17 protein-coding genes are annotated in these 20017 nt (G+C 59.2%); 2 read left to right on the top strand and 15 right to left on the bottom strand.

The window, feature by feature from the left end; genetic code table 11:
- Positions 1–56: 56 nt before the first annotated feature.
- Positions 57–1223, bottom strand: a complete 1167-nt coding sequence (locus G6L97_RS00890; protein ID WP_019564317.1) for a pyridoxal phosphate-dependent aminotransferase — start codon at positions 1221–1223, stop codon at positions 57–59.
- 152 nt (positions 1224–1375) lie between these two features.
- Positions 1376–1804, bottom strand: a complete 429-nt coding sequence (mscL, locus tag G6L97_RS00885) for a large conductance mechanosensitive channel protein MscL (protein WP_003515034.1) — start codon at positions 1802–1804, stop codon at positions 1376–1378.
- A 216-nt stretch (positions 1805–2020) separates the two neighbouring features.
- Between mscL and G6L97_RS00880 the strand changes: the two genes are divergently transcribed.
- Complete coding sequence (locus G6L97_RS00880) at positions 2021–5530, top strand: PAS domain-containing hybrid sensor histidine kinase/response regulator (RefSeq protein WP_174002629.1); 3510 nt, start codon at positions 2021–2023, stop codon at positions 5528–5530.
- 55 nt (positions 5531–5585) lie between these two features.
- On the opposite strand, the gene G6L97_RS00875 is transcribed toward G6L97_RS00880, so the two are convergent.
- From G6L97_RS00875 to G6L97_RS00815, 13 genes are all read right to left on the bottom strand, one after another.
- The gene (locus tag G6L97_RS00875; RefSeq protein ID WP_111782822.1) at positions 5586–7433 is read right to left on the bottom strand and encodes a methyl-accepting chemotaxis protein; all 1848 of its coding nucleotides are present in this window, start codon (positions 7431–7433) and stop codon (positions 5586–5588) included.
- A gap of 151 nt (positions 7434–7584) precedes the next feature.
- Positions 7585–8286 (bottom strand): transcriptional regulator VisR, encoded by a 702-nt coding sequence (gene visR / locus G6L97_RS00870; RefSeq protein WP_003515015.1) that lies wholly within the window; start codon positions 8284–8286, stop codon positions 7585–7587.
- Between the two features lie 58 nt (positions 8287–8344).
- Positions 8345–9076 (bottom strand): transcriptional regulator VisN, encoded by a 732-nt coding sequence (gene visN, locus G6L97_RS00865; RefSeq protein WP_003515014.1) that lies wholly within the window; start codon positions 9074–9076, stop codon positions 8345–8347.
- A 372-nt stretch (positions 9077–9448) separates the two neighbouring features.
- Positions 9449–11131: a flagellar basal-body MS-ring/collar protein FliF gene (gene fliF / locus G6L97_RS00860; protein WP_003515013.1), complete on the bottom strand. Its 1683-nt coding sequence runs from the start codon at positions 11129–11131 to the stop codon at positions 9449–9451.
- A 131-nt stretch (positions 11132–11262) separates the two neighbouring features.
- Positions 11263–11646 (bottom strand): chemotaxis protein CheT, encoded by a 384-nt coding sequence (gene cheT, locus G6L97_RS00855; protein WP_003515012.1) that lies wholly within the window; start codon positions 11644–11646, stop codon positions 11263–11265.
- A 14-nt stretch (positions 11647–11660) separates the two neighbouring features.
- Positions 11661–12206, bottom strand: a complete 546-nt coding sequence (cheD, locus tag G6L97_RS00850) for a chemoreceptor glutamine deamidase CheD (RefSeq protein WP_003515010.1) — start codon at positions 12204–12206, stop codon at positions 11661–11663.
- Entirely contained in the window at positions 12203–12592 is a 390-nt protein-coding gene (gene cheY2 / locus G6L97_RS00845; RefSeq protein ID WP_003515008.1) for a chemotaxis response regulator CheY2, read from the bottom strand. The genes cheD and cheY2 overlap by 4 nt, the downstream gene beginning before the upstream one ends.
- Positions 12592–13647 (bottom strand): protein-glutamate O-methylesterase CheB, encoded by a 1056-nt coding sequence (cheB, locus tag G6L97_RS00840; RefSeq protein WP_013635453.1) that lies wholly within the window; start codon positions 13645–13647, stop codon positions 12592–12594. The genes cheY2 and cheB overlap by 1 nt, the downstream gene beginning before the upstream one ends.
- On the bottom strand, positions 13644–14552 hold the full coding sequence (gene cheR / locus G6L97_RS00835; protein ID WP_019564320.1) for a protein-glutamate O-methyltransferase CheR: 909 nt from the start codon (positions 14550–14552) through the stop codon (positions 13644–13646). Before cheR ends, cheB begins: the two co-directional genes overlap by 4 nt.
- 13 nt (positions 14553–14565) lie before the next feature.
- Positions 14566–16833, bottom strand: coding sequence for a chemotaxis protein CheA (locus tag G6L97_RS00830; protein WP_025592437.1), 2268 nt, complete (start codon positions 16831–16833; stop codon positions 14566–14568).
- A gap of 16 nt (positions 16834–16849) precedes the next feature.
- Entirely contained in the window at positions 16850–17215 is a 366-nt protein-coding gene (gene cheY1, locus G6L97_RS00825; protein ID WP_003493773.1) for a chemotaxis response regulator CheY1, read from the bottom strand.
- Positions 17212–17511, bottom strand: a complete 300-nt coding sequence (locus G6L97_RS00820) for an STAS domain-containing protein (RefSeq protein ID WP_013635450.1) — start codon at positions 17509–17511, stop codon at positions 17212–17214. Before G6L97_RS00820 ends, cheY1 begins: the two co-directional genes overlap by 4 nt.
- On the bottom strand, positions 17511–19118 hold the full coding sequence (locus G6L97_RS00815) for a globin-coupled sensor protein (protein ID WP_111782823.1): 1608 nt from the start codon (positions 19116–19118) through the stop codon (positions 17511–17513). The genes G6L97_RS00820 and G6L97_RS00815 overlap by 1 nt, the downstream gene beginning before the upstream one ends.
- Positions 19119–19622: 504 nt before the next feature.
- Here G6L97_RS00815 and G6L97_RS00810 point away from each other — a divergent pair.
- Entirely contained in the window at positions 19623–20000 is a 378-nt protein-coding gene (locus G6L97_RS00810; protein ID WP_065703800.1) for a hypothetical protein, read from the top strand.
- Positions 20001–20017 lie beyond the last annotated feature (17 nt).

Below are 20017 nucleotides of genomic sequence, written 5' to 3'. Positions count from 1 at the left end.
CTGTGCCTGCCGCGGCCAGATTCGGCGCGGCAGGGCGGGCTATCGCAGGATTGCGGTTATCTGCCGAGAATATAGGACGCAAGCCGATCGGCTGCGTCTTCGATCTGCTTTGGGTTGCGCAGGAAGCAGGCACGGAGAAACAGCTCTCCGCCTTGGCCGAAGGCGGTGCCCGGCGCGAGGCCGACGCCGGTCTTGTCAACGATATCCAGAGCCGTGGCGCGGCTGTCGGTCACGCCGTCCACCTTGAGGAAGGCATAAAGAGCGCCATCCGGCTTCAATGTTTCCACGCGGTTCGTCGCGATCAGCGCATCGCAGAGAATGTCGCGGGATGTCAGAGCGCGTTCGTAGTTCTCGCGGACGAAACCGTCGCCATGGTCGAGAGCCGCGACTGCGCCGCGCTGCATGAACTGCGCCACGCCGGAGGTGGAATATTGAATAAGGTTCTCGATCACCTGGCCGATGACCGGCGGCGCCACAAGCCAGCCAACACGCCAGCCCGTCATGGACCAGTTCTTCGAAAAAGAATTGGCGAAGACGATTTTGTCATCCGGTTCCATCACGTCGAGGAACGACGGCGCACGGGTGCCAGTATAGTGATAAAGTGCGTAAATCTCATCCGCCACGATCCAGAGGTCGTGTTTGCGGGCGAGTGCCAGAACATCGCGAAGATTGTCTCGCGTTGCGGTCCAGCCGGTCGGGTTGGACGGCGTGTTGATAAAGAGCGCCTTCGTCTTACCGGTGATCGCACTTTCCAGCTTGCCGATATCGAGATCCCAGCGACCATCGTGGAAATCGATGCCGGCTGCGACCGCCTTTGCGCCCGCCACGCCGATGGCGGCAACAATATTGGGCCAGGTGGGCGTGAGATAGATCATCTCGTCGCCCGGCGAGGTCAGCGCCTGCACGGCAAGCGCAATCGCCTGCATGCCGGAACCTGTTACGTAAAAATGATCTGCGGATAGAGAGGCTGAAAAGTGACGCTCGTAGTAGCTGCTGAGCGCCTGGCGCAATTCGGGAATGCCGCGTTGCCAGGTATAGAAGGTCTCGCCATTGTTGAGTCCGTCGATGGCCGCCTTGTTGATGAAATCCGGGCTTGGCAGATCGCCTTCGCCGACCCAAAGCGGCAGAAGATTGTCCCGTCCCCGGGCATAATTCACGACCTCGACAATGCCGCTCTCGGGAGCCGCCAGAGAGCGCGCACTCAGACTGTTCAAAATGGACATTAAAGACACTCCGTTTGGTGTCTTCTTATCGCATCGAACGGGCGATATGCATGATATTCCGTGCAACAGTCATGGATTTTCTTTATGGATGAATGCCCGGCGAGAGGAAGCTGACCCATGGTCAGCAATATCGCGCCGGGACAATCTAAGCTTCAGCGCGTCTTCAGCAGATCGCGGATTTCGGTGAGAAGCTTGACGTCTTCCGGCGGCGGAGCCGGTTCTGACTTTTCCTCGATCTTTTTCCGGTCGACAGAAGCGCGAAGCTTGTTGACCCCTTTGACCATCAGGAAAATGATCCAGGCGAGAATGAGGAAGTTGATGAGGACCGTGAGAAAGTTACCATAAGCGAAGACAGCGCCCTGATCGCGCGCGGCGGCAAGCGAGCTTGCGGTGACGCTGGAACTGAGCGGCAGGAAGTAGTTCGAAAAATCGAACCCGCCGAAAATCGCACCGACGATCGGCATGATAAGGTCGTTGACGACGGAATCGACGATCTTGCTGAACGCCGCCCCGATAATAACACCCACGGCCAGATCCATGACATTGCCACGGGCAATGAAGGTTTTAAATTCGTTAAGCATCAGATGGTCCCTCTCCTGCTTCGCGAGCTGAAGCTATGTGACTGTCCCTACGGGTTCAACCATATAGATTCCCTGTCCCATTTGGAATTCGTCAAGATTGCATTTATTAGGCTTTTTGCACGGTAGTCTTGAACTTTATGATCAGACCGCGCTCATTCTCAACGGCCCGGAATTCGCCTATGCTCGTTTTCAGGGATTGTTGCATGGGGAGGATGCGTGCTTCCTGGGTGGATCATATTCGGTTCGGCCTTCGCTTATGTCCTGCTGCTGTTTGCGGTTGCAAGTTATGGGGACAGGAACAGCCGGAAAAGAAACGCTCCCAAAAAGGGGCGGCCGTTCGTCTATGCGCTTAGCCTGGCGATCTATTGCACCTCCTGGACCTATTTCGGCGGCGTCGGGCTTGCGGCTGACAAGGGGCTGGAATTCCTTGGCATCTATACCGGGCCGATCCTTGCCTTCACCATCGGCATGCCGATCATTCGCCGCATAGTGGAGCTTGCCAAAACCGAAAAGCTGACGTCGGTTGCCGATTTCATTGCCGCCCGCTACGGCAAGAACTCCACCGTGGCGATGATTGTCGCCATCATCGCGCTTGTCGGCGCCATTCCCTATATCGCGCTGCAATTGAAGGCCGTTTCCAGTTCGGTGGCGACGATGGTCGATCCCGGCGATTACGGCATTGGCAGCGGCAACCTCTATTTCCTCGATCTGCCGCTGCTCGTCACCATCGTCATGGCGGGCTTCGCCGTCATGTTCGGCACCCGGCATACCGACGCCACCGAACATCAGGACGGGCTTATTCTGGCGATTTCGATGGAATCGCTCGTCAAGCTCGTGGCCATGTGCACCGTCGGCTTTTACGTTCTGTTCGTCCTCTTCGACGGCCCCTCGCATTTGTGGGAACTTGCGTCGGGCAATGAACGGGCTATGCGGGCCATATCCTATCACACGCCCATCAGCCGCTGGATCGTGATGACCCTGCTTTCCGGTTTCGCGATCATCCTGTTGCCGCGCCAGTTCCATGTCACCGTGGTTGAAAATCGTACGCCGGAAGAGCTGCGCATGGCGGGGTTCCTGCTGCCGCTTTATCTGATTGCGATCAACATCTTCGTGCTGCCGATAGCGCTTGCCGGAATTTTGACGCTCGGCGCCAATGGCAACGCCGATCTTTACGTCCTGCAATTACCGCTCTCGCATCAGATGCCGGTCGTTTCGCTGATTACCTTCATTGGCGGATTTTCAGCGGCGACCGCCATGGTGATCGTTGCCTCGGTCGCGCTGTCGATCATGATTTCCAACGACATCGTCATGCCGATCTTTTTGCGGCAGAAGCTCTTGAACCGCTCGCCGCACCGGGACAACTTTGCCAAAACGCTTCTCAACATCCGCAGAACAGCGATCTTTGCGGTGATGCTTCTCGGCTACGGCTATTATCGTGCGGCCGATAGTGCCACCGGGCTTGCCTCCATCGGCCTCCTGGCATTTGCCGCCATCGCCCAGATGGCACCTGCCCTTTTCGGCGGGTTGTTCTGGCGGCGCGCCAATGCGCGCGGTGCGATTGCCGGTTTGAGTTCAGGCTTTTTTGTCTGGGCCTACCTGCTGTTTCTGCCAAGCTTCGGCGGGCCTGATAACTCAGAGGTCGCGGCCACCGTTCTCGGCTTCCTGTTTTCCGGCAGTACGGTCTTCAACGGTCCCGAGGCCGACCCATTTGTGAACGCGGTCATCCTCAGCCTGCTCGTCAACAGCATGGCTTTCGTGCTTGGCTCGCTTTCACGCAACCCGCGACCCGTGGAGCGCATCCAGTCCGGCATCTTCGTGAAGCGCCATTCGAAATCACAATTCGCCACGCGCGGCTGGAAAACCCGCGTCAGCGTCGGCGATCTCAAAAGCGCGATTGCCCGTTATCTCGGTGAAGAGCGCATGCTGCGCTCACTGGCGACCTATGAAAAGACGGCCGGCAGGAAGCTCAATGACGACCAGCCCGCCGACATGGCGCTGATCCATTTCTCCGAACAATTGCTGGGCAGTGCCATCGGCTCCTCCTCAGCCCGTCTCGTGCTTTCGATCATTCTCCAGAAGGCGGAGGACACCAGCGCTGACACGGCCTGGCTGCTGGATCAGGCAAGCGAGGCGCTGCAATATAATCAGGACATGCTGCAAACGGCGCTGGCGCAGATGGACCAGGGCATCGCCGTTTTCGACAGCTCGCAGCAGCTGACGATCTGGAACCGGCGCTTCCGCACCCTTCTCGATCTACCTGAGCAATTCGGGCAGGTGGGGCTGCCGCTGACGGACATCGTTTCCATGCTGCAGGAGCGCGGCGACATGCCGCCGGGCGACACGGAACAGCTTATCACCAGTTTCCTGACCATGGACCTGCCTTTCTCGCTAGTGCTTGGCGGCGGCGAGCGCATCATCGAAGTGCGCTCCAACACCATGCCGGACAAGGGTATCGTCGCCACCTTCACCGATATCACGCAGAGAGTGGCGAGCGATCAGGCACTGAAACAGGCCAATGAAACGCTGGAGCAGCGGGTGGCGGAGCGCACCGTGGAGCTTACCCGCGTCAATCGCGAACTTGCGGAGGCAAGGGCATCCGCCGACGAGGCGAACATCGGCAAGACACGGTTTTTCGCTGCCGCTGGCCACGATATCCTCCAGCCGCTGAATGCCGCCCGGCTTTATTCCTCCTCGCTGGTCGAGCGGCTTGGCGCCTCGGGGGAAAGCGATCTCGTCCAGAACATCGATTCGGCGCTCGAGTCGGTAGAGACCATTCTCGGCGCGGTGCTCGATATTTCCCGCCTCGACACCGGTTCGATGAAAGCGCGCATGACATCGGTGCCGCTGAACGAGCTGCTGAAACGCATCGAAACCGATTTCGCGCCTATGGCGCAGGAAAAGAACCTCGATCTCGTGGTCATGCCCACCTCGCTCACCGTCCGCTCCGACCCGAACCTGTTGCGGCGGCTGATACAAAACCTCGTCTCCAACGCCATCAAATACACGCTGAGTGGCAAGGTCATCGTTGGCGCGCGCCGCCGGGGAGGCGATGTCGTCATTCAGGTGACGGATTCCGGCATCGGCATTCCCGCATCCAAATTCCGCACGGTTTTCAAGGAATTCGCCCGGCTGGATGAGGGTGCAAAAACGGCCTCCGGCCTCGGACTTGGCCTTTCCATTGTCGACCGGCTGTCGCGCATGCTGCACCATCCGGTACAGCTGATTTCCGCACCCGGAAAAGGTACGACATTCCGTATCCACCTGCCGCGCGAGGCAGACCGCCTGACGCCAGCCAAGGCCGCTGGCGGGATCGCCAATCCGGTGGCGAGCGACCGGCTTGCCGGCGTCAGGGTACTCTGCATCGACAACGAGCCGAAAATCCTCGAGGGCATGACGTTATTGCTGACGGGATGGGGCTGTGAGGTGTTGCCCGCAGGTTCGGTGGCCACACTCGAAGAACCGTTCCTGACAATGTCAGCGGTGCCGGATGTCATCATTGCCGATTATCATCTCGACGACGGCGACGGTATCAGCGCCATCCGCCTGATCAGGACATTCTACGGCAAAACGATCCCGGCCCTGCTTGTGACGGCGGACCGCAGCCCGGAAGTGCGCAGCGATGCGGAAAAATATGGGATTTCCGTCCAGCATAAGCCGGTCAAACCGGCGGCGCTGCGGGCCTATATCAACCAGATATCCAGCACGGCCCGCGCAGCGGCAGAATAAAAAAGCTCCCGGACCTTGCGATCCGGGAGCTCTTCGACTTTCAAAAATTCTACTGTCAGGCTGCGCGGCTCAGTCGATCCTGGCCAGTCGCTGAGCCCTGCTCCATCTGAAAACGCTGAACCAGATCGAGCAACGCTTCCACTTCGCCCGACAGCACCCGGCTGGCTGCGCTCGACTGTTGGGCAAGCGCCGCGTTCTGCTGGGTCATCTGGTCCATCTGGTTGACGGACCCGTTGACGTTGTGGAGCGCGGAGGACTGATCCTGCGTCGCCGTCGCGATGGTTTCGACATGCTGGCTGACGGCGACAATCTGATGGCTGATGGCTGAAAGAACCGTGCCCGCTTCCTGCACCAGCTTCGATCCGGAGCTCACCTCATGCGTTGACTGGTTGATGAGTTGCTTGATTTCACGGGCCGCGTCCGCGGAGCGTTGTGCAAGTTCACGCACTTCCTGCGCCACGACCGCAAAACCTTTGCCCGCCTCGCCCGCACGCGCAGCCTCGATGCCGGCATTGAGGGCGAGAAGGTTGGTCTGGAACGCGATGTCATCGATGACCTCGATGATCTGCTCGATCTTGCGCGAGGCGTCTTCGATACGGCCCATGGCGTCCACGGCATTGCTGACGACCGAACCGGAACTGTCGGCGCTCTGTTTGGTGATGCGGACGGCTTCGTTGGCTTCGCGCGCCCGCTCGGCCGACGATCTGACCGTTGCGGTGATTTCCTCGACAGCGGCTGCCGTCTCTTCCAGCGAGGCCGCCTGATTCTCTGTGCGCTTCGACAGATCGACCGACGATTGCTCGATTTCAAAACCGCTATGCTGGATGACCAGGGTGCGCTCGCGGATTTGCCCCAGCGCATCGCGCAGGTTGAGAAGGGATTCGTTGAAGTCCGTGCGAAGACGATCCAGACGGCCGCTAAAGGGTGTCTCGATCGTGCGGCTCAGATCACCGCGCGAAAGCCTGCCGAGGCCGGACGCGATCTCGCTGACCGCGAATTCGATCTGGCCGTCCAGCTCCTGCTTCTCGGCATCGTTGCGGTGACGCTCCGATTCCGCCACGGACCGTTCCTCGGCGCTTTTGCCCTCGATCGCGAGTTTCTCAAGCGCATTCTCGCGGAATATCACGAGAGCGCGGGCGATGTTGCCGAATTCATTGGTATTGGTGGCATAGGGGATCGGCGTATCGAGATTGCCGTCCGAAAGGGACTTCACCGCATCGGTAAGCTTGCCTAGAGGCTGCAGGGTGCGCCGGATGACGAAATAGGCGAGCAATCCCACGCCGACCATGGCAACTGCGCCACAGATCAGCATCAGGTCGCGCAGGCCGAAAATCTGGGCTTCGTAGACGGCCATGGGAACGCCCACGAAAAGAATACCGACGGTCGCTCCGGACTTGTTGAGAACCGGCATGTATCCGGTCATGTAATTGGTGCCGAAAAGCGTGGCGGCGCCGAAATAACCCTCACCCTTGGAAACCTTTTCGAAAGCGGGATGGTCGGTGGCGAGCTTCGTGCCCGCTGCTCTCTCGCCCTTTTCGTTCTTCAGATTGGTGGTCATGCGAATATAATCGCCGGCCTTGGCTTCAAAAACCGTGGCGATGCCGCCATTACCGGCAGCCGTGCGGTCGACGAGATCATTGTCGCGCAGTGTCCCGATGCTGGCGCGGCCGATACTCTTGAGCTCTCCATCCACCATTTCGAGGGCCACGCCGCCGACCTTCATCTCGTAAAGGATCGCCATGCCGCGCATCGCGCTGTGCGTGTCACGCAGCGCAGTGGTGATGATATTGTCCTTCAGGCGAATGTATGTCGAAAAACCAACTGCCGCGACGCTGAGCGCAATCAGGCCGATCGTCAGCACGACGACCTTACCCGCAACGGACTTAAAGAGCCGGTTGTGCATGAAACAGTTCCCCAAAACCAAACTTATAAAAGTTCTAGTTGGCAACTGTTAAAAAAACGCGAAGTACCGATAGCAGCTTTTAGGGTGGATTATACAAGCGGCGCCAGCGCCTGCCGGCTTACAGGGACGGGAAAGCCCGCCCCCTCCTCAATCAGTGGATATAGCCGAGCCGGATGGCCTTTGCGATCGCCTGGATACGGTTGACGGAATCGAGCTTGATCGTCGCTGAACCCAGATAGGCGTTGACGGTGTGTACCGAAAGCCCGAGCTTCACCGCGATTTCTTCGCTGATACGGCCATCACCCGCCAGTTGCAGACAGGCGATTTCCCTTTCGCTCAACGCTTCAGACGGTGCCACCTTGCGCTCATCCAGCGCCAGCATATCGACCATGATCTCGCAGCATTTGATGTGCTGTTCGATGACGACCTCGTTGTCGAGAACGAGGTTGCTGCCACAGAAAACGATGTAGCCGTTGCCGATCGTGCCGAGCCGCACCGGCAAAGCCAGTCCCGCATAGGGCAATGTATCGTTCTCGATCCGGCGCATCAAAGCCGGCACGTCAGGAAGATCGGCAAAACCGCCGGCGTTCTTGTTACGCCAGATGACCGGCAGCAGCGATGTCTCGATATGATCCAAAAGAATATCGCCGACCGCGCGGATGAACTGCGCGCTCTGTTCGGCGGCATTCATGCCCCAGTTCTCCAGCTCACAGGTCAGCTTCTTCTTGTTGGGGAAGCCGGAGGCGGCAGCCTTCGTCACCACGAAATTACGTGCGCCGACCAGTTTCTGCATGGCGACCAGCTTCGGAAACAGATCCGACCGGCTTGTCACAACAGGGCTGCGGTAAAACATACCGCTGCTTTGGCTCGTACCCTCATTATCTTTCGTCTGTACCATGGGTCCCGACCATCTATACGAGGTTGTTGCGCACGGCGTAGGCGATTGCCTCCGAGCGGGTTTTCGTCGCGGTTTTCCGCATCACGCTTGTAATGTAATTATTGATCGTATTGCGCGAAATGCCAAGTATCATCGCAATTTCGTCGCTTGTCTTGCCTTCCGCGATCCAGAACAGGCACTCAAGCTCACGTTCTGTGAGGTCGATGTCACGCACGGCCTTTGCTTCGCTGGCAATGCCGAAGCTGACGCAATAGCCGGTCAGAAGCGCGATTTCGCGCAGACGGTCCGGCGAAGGAACCGAGTGTTCTGGAAACAGCAGCAGAAGCGAAAGACGGATGCGGCCCACACAGAAGGAAAGCGCCGAATATTGCCGGTCGATGCCGAAAGGGACAGAAACGTCGTCCGGAAGAACAAGCAATCGCGGCTGCAGAAGCGAAAGGCACTTTTCCATTTCGCTCGATCTGTTCTGGCTGTTGGCGAGTTCGGCACCAAGCCTGCGCACCAGATCGAAAGGCCAGTCGGATGTGATGATGAATTTCAGTCCGGTTTCTTCGAGAAGATCCTCCCGCGCCAGCAGATAATGCGAGGCGCCGGCGTAGGTTACGAGCAGATCCAGCGCGCCTGAAACGTTGCCGGCAGCGGCCGAGGCTGCGACGTTCTTGGCAAGCTGGTCGCGTGGCAAGGGCTTACCCATGCCCTCCATAGGCTTGGCAGACAGCCTGCGGATATCAACATCGACTTTCAATCGCCTACGCCCTCTTGCTCCCAATGGGGAGATTATACCTCGGGATGGAATCATTCCATTCGAGAAGCTTACCAAAATGGGATGGTGAGCCCCCGGAGACCGAATCACTTCATTTTATGGAACGGACTGGGATTTGCCATTACCTGACACCAGCCTTTCCACGTATTTCCTTGTTCGTCTATTCCTAAAAAACATACTGAAAAGCTGACCAATCCATAAACGGCATTCTCAGCCTATTCCCAGCAAACTGTATCGTTGCTGAATTTTTTGTAAACAGTGTCCCGAAGCGGGAATGCGACGGCGCGCGGCGCCAAGATACCAAAGAACCCGGAAATGCGCAAAAGGCCGGTATAACCCCGGCCTTTTTCAAAATCATGCAGCTTTTTCCACTGCCCATTTGCGAAGTATCTTGGCTGCGCGTTCTTCGCTGATTTCCACCATGCGGGAGAGCCTGCGCTCGGGTCCTTCGCGAACCCGGCGGTTGAAGGTGCCTTCGCTGTCGCCACCCGCCAGAAGATCGTCGGTGCTGTCGAAGCCGAAATCCGCCCCAAACCCTTCCATGAGACCACCAGCACCCGCATCCATGCCGGGAGAGAAATCCGGCAGTTCGAGGCCTGCGGTCTCCTGGCTGATCTGGCCTGCTGCCGCGCCGTTGCCAGTGACCGTACGAACCAGAGGGCGTACACCGAGCCAGACGACGAGGAAAGCAACAGCGACGAAGGCGAGCGAGTTGATGATGCCTGCCGAATTGCGGCTGAGCACTTCCATGATGCCCGGCCCGCTTGCGGCTTCGTCGAGCAGCTGCGTTTCGAGGAAGTCCATCGCCGTCAGCGTGACGATATCGCCGCGATCGGAGGAAACCCCCGCAGCCGAGGTGACGATCTTCTGCATTTCGGCAAGATAGGCGTCGATCTTGGCCTGGTCGACGGGTTCGCCGACCATCTTGGCGATGCGACCCTTGTTGACGACCACGGCGACCGAAATCTTCTCGACGGTATAGCCATTCTTGACGGTGGCGACCGTTTTGGAATTGATTTCGTAGTTGGTCTGCTCTTCCTTCTTGGCAGACTGGTCGGAAGACTGCGGGCCACCTGCGCCGCCCTGGGGCGCTGCCTGCGGTACGTTCTGTTCCACGGTCGCGGCCGTATCGGGCTGCGTTTCCTGGGACTTCTGGTCTTCCTTAACGGTGCGGACGGAGCGCTCGACGCGCGATTCCGGATCGTAGACAGTTTCCTGAATCTGCCGGCTGTCGGTATTGAGCTGCGCCGTCACGCTGGAGCGGAAATTGTCCATGCCGAGGAAAGGCGCCAGCGCCTTGTCGATATTGGTGGTGATTTCCTGCTGAACGTTCTGCGCCAGCGTCAGCGAGCGGTTCATGGCGGCGTTGGTGACGTCGTCACCGGAAGCGAGGAGCTGGCCGGTGGAATCGAGCAGCGTCACGTCATCGACTTCAAGGCCGGGAACGGCCGAGGCGACGAGATGACGGATGGAAGCGGACGCCTTGCGCCCGGCGGTGGCATTGGCTCGAATCATGACCGATGCGGTGGGCTTCTGCTCACCGCGGCGGAAATTACCGACATCCGGCATGACGATATGGACGCGTGCGGCCGCAATTCCGTCGATCTGCTGAATGGAGCGGCTGATCTCACCCTCAAGCGCGCGAACCCGGGTCACTTCCTGCATGAAGGAAGTCAGGCCGAGAGAACCGACATTGTCGAAAAGCTCATAACCGGCATTGGCACTGTCAGGCAGGCCGCGCTCGGCCAGAAGCAGCCTTGCCTTGCTGGTGAGGCCGACCGGAACCTGGAGGCTGGCGCCATCCGTTCCAACCTGAAAGTCCAGCCCCGCTTCGGCGAGTGCAATGCTGATCTTGTTGAGGTCGCTTTTTTCAAGTCCCACATAAAGGGTCTCGTAAGCGGGACGGTTCACGTAAAGTGCTGCTGCAAGGATAATGGCCATGGACAAAATGCCCACGCCGCCCAGCATCAACAACCGTGTCTGACCCAGCGCCGCGAAATTCTTCAAGACCTGAGGGATTTGATTTAACAGATTCATTCTGTTCCGCACCGTCATTCATAGAGTCCGAGACCTTTTGGCCCCGTAATGACAATAGGGTGCGAAGCTTGCGCGAGCGTTGCCTTTATCCGCAATCCGCGAAAGGAAGGGAACCGCCAGATGAATGCTGTCTAGAACAGATCGAAGTCTCCGGCGACCTTGTCCAGCGGCTGCGAATGGCCATGGCGGATGGCTGCGCCCAGCGCCTTTTGCATTTCTGCCAGCTTGACGAGGCTGAGCGCGGTCGAGACATCCACGATCCAATCACCGGGAATGGAGCCGGTGACGGTATCGATGAACTCGGCAAGGCCGCGGGTTTTCTGGACGGCAAGGTCGATGCCCTGCAAGAGCTTGACGCCATCGCTGGACAATTCGCCGCTTGTCGCTTCCAGCAGTTGCGGCTCGATGCGCTCGATCAGATAGGCGACATCGTGCAGTTCCGATACCACGCGCATCAGAACGTCGGGCAAGGCTTCTTCGAACGGAGTGGTGCCGGTGTTGTTTGCAATCTGCATTGGAAACTCCGTGACTAGAAAAATTCGATGTCGTTGGCGACGGGCTTGGGGGCCGGCACCGGACGCGTTTCCATGGCGACCGTCTTCTGGGTTTCCGCGCCGCTCAGCGGATGCTGTCGTGCACGGCCCGAAACCGGCCAGAACTCGATCTTACGGCCATGATCCCCGCCCGTGGAGGAGCTGATGACCGGTATGCCTTCATCCTTCAGAAACTGCATGGCAAAGATGGCGTTCTGCTCACCGACATTGGAGAAGCTGGCAATCGTTTTTGCGCCGCCGAAAACCTTCGCCTCCAGCCGGTCGCGGCGTGCGCCCTTCTTCAGAAGACCGTTGATCAGCAGTTCCATGAGATGCACGCCATAACGCGTCGCATCCCCACCGGTCACGTTGCCCGTTCCCGGCAGCAGGAAGTGGTTCATTCCTCCAATGCCGGCAACGGGGTCTCTCAGACAGGCGGCCACGCACGAACCGAGTATCGTCGTCATGACCACGTCGGGATCGCTGACAACCTTGTACTCGCCCTGAATGATATGTACGCGCTTGGCCGCAGCTTCAATCATTTCAGCGATCCGAAAACCGCTTCGATGGCTGCGCGCATCTTGTCGATGGTGAAGGGCTTGGCCAGCACGTTGTTTGCGCCGAGCTGCGCTGCCTTCTGCACCAGCGCACGGTCGCCCTGTGCGGTGAGGATGATGAAGGCCGCCTTTTTGAGGGTCGGGTTTGCCCGCACGGCGTGCAGGAAACCGAGGCCGTCCATCTTGGGCATGTTGAAGTCGGAGATAACGAGATGATGGGGCTGCTGCTCCATGATCTTCAATCCCTGCTCGCCGTCGCCAGCGGCAGTGATCTGCTTGAAGCCGAGCTGTGTCAGCGCATCGCTGAGCAGCAGCCGGCTGGTCACCTGATCGTCGACGATCAGAACTTTGATCTTTTCTGCGAGAGACATTAGTCAGCACCTTCTTTGCGGGCAGTGGTTAGTTTCAGGATTTCTTCGCCGATTGAGGCCAGCGGCAATTGCAGTTCAACGGCGCCAAGCTCAAAGGCCACTCTGGGCATGCCGTAGACGACACATGTTTTTTCGTTCTGGCCGACGGTTCGCGCACCGGCATGCCGCATTTTAAGCAGCCCGGCCGCGCCATCGCGGCCCATGCCGGTGAGAATGACGCCGACGGCGTTGCGTCCGGCAAGCTCGGCGACCGAATCGAACAGCACATCGACCGAAGGGCGATGGCCGTTGACGGGATCGCGCTCGATAAGCCGGCAGCAGGGGGCGTTGCGATTGGAAATCTGCAAATGGCGTTCACCGCCCGGCGCAAGGTAGATCTTGCCGGTCTGCAGGCGCGCCCCATCCGTCGCCTCTTCCACGACGGGTGCGCAGATGCGGTTCAGCCGTTCCGCGAAACTCTTGGTGAAAGTCGGCGGCATGTGCTGGGTGATGACCGTCGGCGGACAATTGGCCGGAAACTTCTGGAGCACGGCAATCAGTGCCTCAACACCGCCGGTGGAGGAGCCGATGGCGACGACTTTGCGGCCGGCACGATAATCGCTGACCGGGGTCGGCTGGGCTGCGACAACGGGTTCCGGGCGCGCCGCGCGGTAAGCTGCGTGCTGCGACCGTGCGGCGGCCTTCACCTTGTCGGCCAAGTCGCCGAAGGGGCGCGCATCGCCTGGAGCCGGCTTGCCGACACAGTCAAAAGCACCGATTTCAAGCGCGGCGAGCGAGGCATCCGCGCCGCGGTGCGTCAGGGACGAAACCATGATGACCGGCATCGGCCGCAGTCGCATGATCTTTTCGAGAAACTCGAGGCCGTTCATTTCCGGCATCTCGATGTCGAGCGTCACGACATCGGGATTGAGCTGCTTGATGGCGGCGCGCGCTTCCATGGCATTGCCGGCCTGCCCAACCACCTCAACCTCCGGATCGGCCTTGAGGACGGCGGAAATCAGGCCACGCATGGTGGGGGAATCATCGACGACGAGGACCCGTGCGAGTGCGCTCATGCCTTCCTCCCGGACGTGTGACCAATGTAGCGGTAGGTGGTGATGCCGGTATTGTCGAACAGGTTCTTGGCGTCGCCGGACACTCTTTCGGAATGGCCGATGTAAAGATGACCGCCTTCCGGCAGCAGGCCTGCAAAACGCGTCCAGATACGCATCTGGGTCGGCTCGTCGAAATAGATGACGACGTTGCGGCAGAAGATGACGTCGAAATTGCCCTTGAAGGGCCATTGCGTCATCAGGTTCAGTTCATTGAAGGTGATGAGGCGCTTGACCTTGTCATCGATGCGGAACTTGCGGCGACCGCCGGCATCAACTTCCGTGAACCATTGCTTGCGCATGGCGGGAGACACGGTTTCAAGCGCGTTGTCATCGTAAACGCCTGCACGGGCCTGCGCCAGGATTTTCGGGTCGATGTCGGTCGCCAGAATCTTGAAATCGTAGTCCGCCGCATTTGGAAACATGGCGAGCACGGTGAGCGCAATCGAATAGGGCTCCTGCCCGTCGGAACAGGCGGCCGACCAGATGCGGACGCGTCCGCCGGTCTTTGCCCTTGCAATTAGGCCCGGCAGGACCTCGTCGCGCAGGTGTTCGAAATGGTGGTTCTCGCGGAAGAAGCGCGTGAAATTCGTCGTCAGGTGCGACAGCATTTCGCGGCGTGCAGCCGCTCCATCGGGCGATGACACCAGTGCGCAATATTCCCGAAACCCGGCCAGTCCGAGATTGCGGATATGCTTGGACAAGCGCGAATAGACCAGCGACGCCTTGGTGTCGTTGAGATAGATGCCCGCATCCGCGTAGATCATCGCAGCGATCTCCGACAAATCGCGTCTCGTCAGCGGATATTCGCCGCTGGCAAGAACGTCATCGGGAGACTGTCGCTGATCGCTGAGATTAAGTGCTGCCATTGGATATCCGCCTTCAACCCGTCGCCGCGAGTGACATTTCCTGTTTCAGTGGCTGCCCGCGCGAAGCGCTGACGATGGCGTCGACATCCAGAATGAGCGCAACGCGTCCGTCACCCAGAATGGTGGCGGCGGCAATGCCTGGAACATGGGTATAGTTGGCTTCCAAAGACTTGATGACGACCTGGCGCTGTCCCTGGATCGCATCGACCATCAGGGCGCGCTGGCCGCCGCCTTCCGATTCCACCAGAAGCGCCACGCCTTCCACAGGATCGGCCTGGGTCGGACGGAAGTTCAGAACGCGTCCGACATCGACCAGCGGGCAGAAAGAGTTGCGGATGGAAATCAGCCGCTGGTTGGCGCCGAAGGAGTGAATGTTCTTCGCTTCCGGCTGCAGGGTTTCCACGATTGCCGTCAACGGAACCACAAGCGTCTGCCCGGCCACGGTTACCACCATGCCGTCGAGAACGGCAAGCGTCAGCGGCAGGCTCATGGTGAAGGTCGAGCCAAGACCGGGGCGCGAGGAGATGTTGATGCGGCCGCCGAGCGCCTGAATGGAACGCTTGACCACATCCATGCCGACACCACGGCCGGAAATGTCGGAAATCTTGTCTGCGGTAGAGAAGCCCGGCGCGAAGATCAGATTGTCGATCTCCTCGTCCGTGAGGTTCGCATCGGCGGCGATGAGATCGTTGTCGATCGCCTTCTGGCGAACGCGCTCGCGGTTGATGCCCGCGCCATCGTCCTGAAGCTCGATCAGGATGCGGCCCGACCGGTGCTTGGCCGAAAGCTTGATGGTGCCTTCCGGGTTCTTGCCAGCGGCTTCGCGTTTTTCCGGCGTTTCGATGCCGTGGTCCACCGCATTGCGGATCATGTGCGTCAGGGGTTCGGCCAGCTTGTCGATGACCGTCTTGTCGACTTCCGTGTTCTCGCCTTCGGTAACGAGGCGGATCTGCTTGCCGATCATGTCGGCAACTTCGCGAACGATACGCGACATGCGCTGGAAGACAGGCTTCACCGGCTGCGCACGGATCGCCATGACGCTGTCCTGGATTTCGCGCGTCAATTGCTGGAGTTCGTCGAGACCCATGTTGACGGCAGACGTGCCGCTCGCATCGTTTTCGATGACGCTCTGCGACAGCATCGCCTGATTGATGACAAGCTCGCCGACGAGGTTGATCAGGCGGTCAACACGGTCGAGATCGACACGGATGGTCTGGCCGGCGCTTGCATTGGCCGCGGCATTGGCATTCGCCTGCGCTGCGGCCGGCGCTGCCGCAGCCTCACGCTTTTCGATGGCGGCGTTGACGCTCTGGGCGATCTGCGTCGTTGCGACGGCAGCCTCGACGACTGCGGCAACGTAGGGCTCTTCCGCCCCGGCGGTCACAACGGCCGGTTCCCCTTCCGCATCACCGTCGAGAGCCGACAGGTCGAACGGAACCGGGATCATCGGCAGCTCTTCCGCATCCGCGGCAGTTTCCGAAAGAATCGGGGTGATTTCGAGATCGCAATCCCATTCGGCGAATTCGAAGACGCTGCGGATACCCTCTTCACCCTTGTCGGTCGAGATCGAAACCGTCCAGGAGAAATAGGACGCTTCTGGATCGAGCTTGTCGAGCGAGGGCAGTTCCGACAGGTCGCAATTGACGCTCATCTCACCGATGCGCGAGAGATCGCGCAGGAGAAGGGCTGCTTCATTGCCTTTCGAATAAAGCGATGCGTGCGGCTTGAAGGTTATCTGGAAAGACGGCGTCTCCATCAGCGGCGTCGTTTCATCGGCAAAGTCCGAGAAGGAGAACGGGATCGGCTCGAAACCGCTATCGTCCGTCGGCTTTGGCGCAACGGGTTCCGGCATCTTTGCGACAACCGGCGCTGCCACCGGCGCGGATGCGTGGACGGTTTCGCCGTTGGCCAGGGCTTCCAGTTCCTTGACGAGGCCACGGGTGCGGCTTTCGTCGACGCTGCCGCCGTCTCTTGCCGCATTGGTCAGGTCCGCCAGCACGTCGGCGGAACGCAGCATGACTTTCAGGACGTCCTGTGTCGGTTCCAGCTTGTTGGAGCGAACGCAGTCGAGGGTCGTTTCAAAAACGTGGGCGAAGGCCACGAGATCATCCAGACCGAAGGCACCCGCCCCGCCCTTGATGGAATGAACGGCACGGAAAACGGCGTTGACGGTTTCCGGATCACGGTCACCGTCATTCAATTTAAGAAGCCCCGATTCCAGTTCCGCGAGTTGTTCCTCGCATTCCTGGAAAAAGATTTCCTTGATTTCGTTCATATCCATCGTGAAATGTCCCGTATCAGGCAGTTACGCGTTCAATGGCATCGATGAGCTTCGCAGGATCGAACGGCTTGACGATCCAGCCGGTCGCACCGGCCTGACGGGCGCGGTTCTTCTTCTCTGCGTCGCTTTCGGTCGTCAGAACGAGGATCGGTATGGCCCGGTACTTCTCGTTGCGACGCACACCCTCGATGAAGCCGAAACCGTCAAGACGGGGCATGTTGATATCGGTCACGATAACGTCGGGGTTGCTCTGCTCCAGCACTTCGAGACCCTCAATGCCGTCTTCGGCCTGAATTGTCTCGAAACCGGCATTGTTGAGCGTGACCAGGAGCATGTTCCTGATCGTTCTGGAATCATCCACGGTAAGAACTTTTTTCTTCACTTCTTGATCTCCTTCAGGAGCAAATGATCGATTTCGACGCCTATCAGTTTCATGGTCTTGTCGAATGCATCGGACACTCTGGCAAAACCGAACGGCTTGCCGTCCTCTTCCCAGGACTTCGCACCGGCCATCAGGACCTGGGCGCAAAGCGCACCGATACGTTCCACCTCGGACGCATCCACCGACAAAGGTGCTCCTCTCAGCGTCATCAGCTTGCCGTGCAGCGCCGATGCCTCGTTGAGATCCAGCACCGGTGACAGTTTCAGCGTCGCCTCAGCTGCTTTTCTGGCTGCCATTACATGACTCCTTGGCGTCTGAATTGTTGGTAATCCTGGCCGTAATCCGTGCGGTTATCCGCACGGGCCACAAATGATGTGTCCTGCCGAGCCGTAGCGGCGACAGCTGCCGCGTGTCCCTGACGGGCAATGCGGAATTCGCGAATGGTGCGGCCGAGTTCCAGAATGACAGTGTGAAGCGTATCGGCCTCCGAGGAGCCATTGCCCATATCGGCAAGGTTCCGGTCAGCCTGTCTTTGCTGTTCACCGATGTCGGCAGCGACTGATTGCAATTCGCCGGCGTGCTCTGCCGCGTGCCGGGAGACCTCAGTGATCATGTCGTTGATGCCGGATACCTGCCGGACAACACCGCCGATTGCGTCCTGCGTGCGGTTGACCATGTGCACGCCGCCTTCGACCTGCTTTTTCGTGGAGCCAACGAGGCTTTTGATCTCTCTTGCAGCGTCTGCGGAACGCTGGGCCAATGCCCGGACCTCCTGCGCGACAACGGCAAAACCGCGTCCGCTGTCACCGGCGCGTGCTGCCTCGATGCCGGCGTTGAGGGCGAGAAGGTTCGTCTGGAAAGCGATCTCGTCAATCGTGCCGATGATCCGTCCGATCTGCTCGGCGGATTGCTCGATATCCGACATGGCGTTTATCGCCTCGCCGATTGCCTTGCCGCTTTCGACCGCCGCCTCACGGGCATGGGAAACCGCCGTCTCCGCCGCCGAAATGCGGGCGCCGTTTTCGGCCACATCCCCGATCATCGTCTGGATCGCACGGGAGGTGTCGGCAAGGGCTGCGGCCTGCTGGCGGGAGCGCTCCGCCATGGAACGGCCAATGTCGGCAAACCGCGCGCTCAGCGCCTCGGCTTCACCGATGCTGTTTTGCGCCGATGTCAGTGACGCGCCAATCGTCTCGAGTGCCGCATTGAAAGTGGCAGCAACGTCGCGGTAGGCGTCGGGCACGTCGCCGCCGATGCGGGCCTGCAAATCGCCTGCGGCAAATGCCGTCAACGCTTCGCCCAGCAACCTTGCGGCTTCAGAGCGGTCATTGTCACGCTGTTCTGCCAGTTCCCGACCATGGCGCAGGCGCAATTCATTGAAGCGCAACGATACGGCAATCTCGGTATCGACCATCACCAGACGGACGACGTTCTTGACGGCTTCCGCCAGTTCGCGGCTCTTTTTCCGGTTGCCGGGCAGGATGGAGCGCGGCGCGTGCTCAGTCACCAGACCGCCCAGCAGATGTTCCAGAACGACGGCATGGCTGGCGATCTGCCAGCGCGGATCGAGACCCATGCGACCGGCATTGTCGGAAAGCACTTTCACCCGCTCGGCATAAAGCCCATCGAAACGCGCATCGGTCAGCACGCTCCAGTGCGAGGATTGCAAATCGTGCAGGCGGTCGAGCTGGTTTTCGCTTTCGAAAGACGGCGAACAGTCCGGCATAGACTGGAAACGGTTCATCACATCGCGCAGGCCGGCCTTAACGTAAGGCTCCAGCATGCTGCGATAATTGCGCAGGAAATCGGATTGCGTCTCGTCGAGGCCGGCAAAGCGCAACCGCCCCGCCAGGCTTGCGCCTGCCGATCTCCGCGCTTGTTCTGATGGCAAGTCCTGCCCCAACCGACGACCCCAATAATATGACGGCCGGTAAAACCCGGCCAAATGGCAAGGTTCAGAACGCCAGCACCCTTAAGGGGGATTTTTGAACGAACATACCCATCGCGGACGATGCGGCATCGACGCTTGCCTGACCTTCTTGAACCAAGAAACGAAATACCGGATCGGGCCCGGTACGGCAGTGCGGCGTCATGCCTGGAAGGGGAGATAACCCCATTCCGCCGTGGAAATACCATCAATCTTTATGGTTAATTCCTTGCTTGAAAGTTAAGAAACATCAGCACCGGCGTCAAACGGTAAAATTTGTAAAAGCTTTTAGCCATTGTCGCCCCTACTTTGCCGCAAACGGGCAAAAACGAAAAGGAATCGGACGCGACGGGCGGTTTTTCCAGCCTGTGCGCTGGACAAGCGTGTCCGCCTTCCCCTAAAACAAATCAACGGGATATTCGCTCAGCGGTGATGCTTTAGAGAGACCTTTACGATCAAGGAGACGCCAACTTGTTACGGATGGAGAAATGCCGCTGTTCAAGGCGCCATCCGCAAGTGTTGATCGGTCTTGTGGTTGCGAGCCTGCTCGTCATCATCGGCTTTCAGGCGCCATCCGGCATCAAGGCAATCTCAAAGATCAGCCGTCTGGAACGATTGCAGACGGCTGACCTAAGCCACTCCCCCTCGCTTCGCGATAAGGACTGCACCACCGGCGACGATCACGGCTGCAAGGCTCACAACGGTGCTCCGGGGCTTCGCCCCGTCGGTTTTCCCTCGACCATCCTGCGGATCGTGGCTGACGCCAAACCGGCCGTCACGCCTGTTGCCATCGCGCCACAAACTTTCCGAGACTTTGCGAACGTGGTTCCAAGAGCACCTCCGCATATTATCTCTTAGTCATTCCGGCGGTCCTC

Origin of the sequence: Agrobacterium tumefaciens (genome assembly GCF_013318015.2) — a bacterium.
GTDB classification, from domain to species: domain Bacteria; phylum Pseudomonadota; class Alphaproteobacteria; order Rhizobiales; family Rhizobiaceae; genus Agrobacterium; species Agrobacterium tumefaciens.
This window is presented reverse-complemented; position numbering and strand designations above follow the sequence as displayed.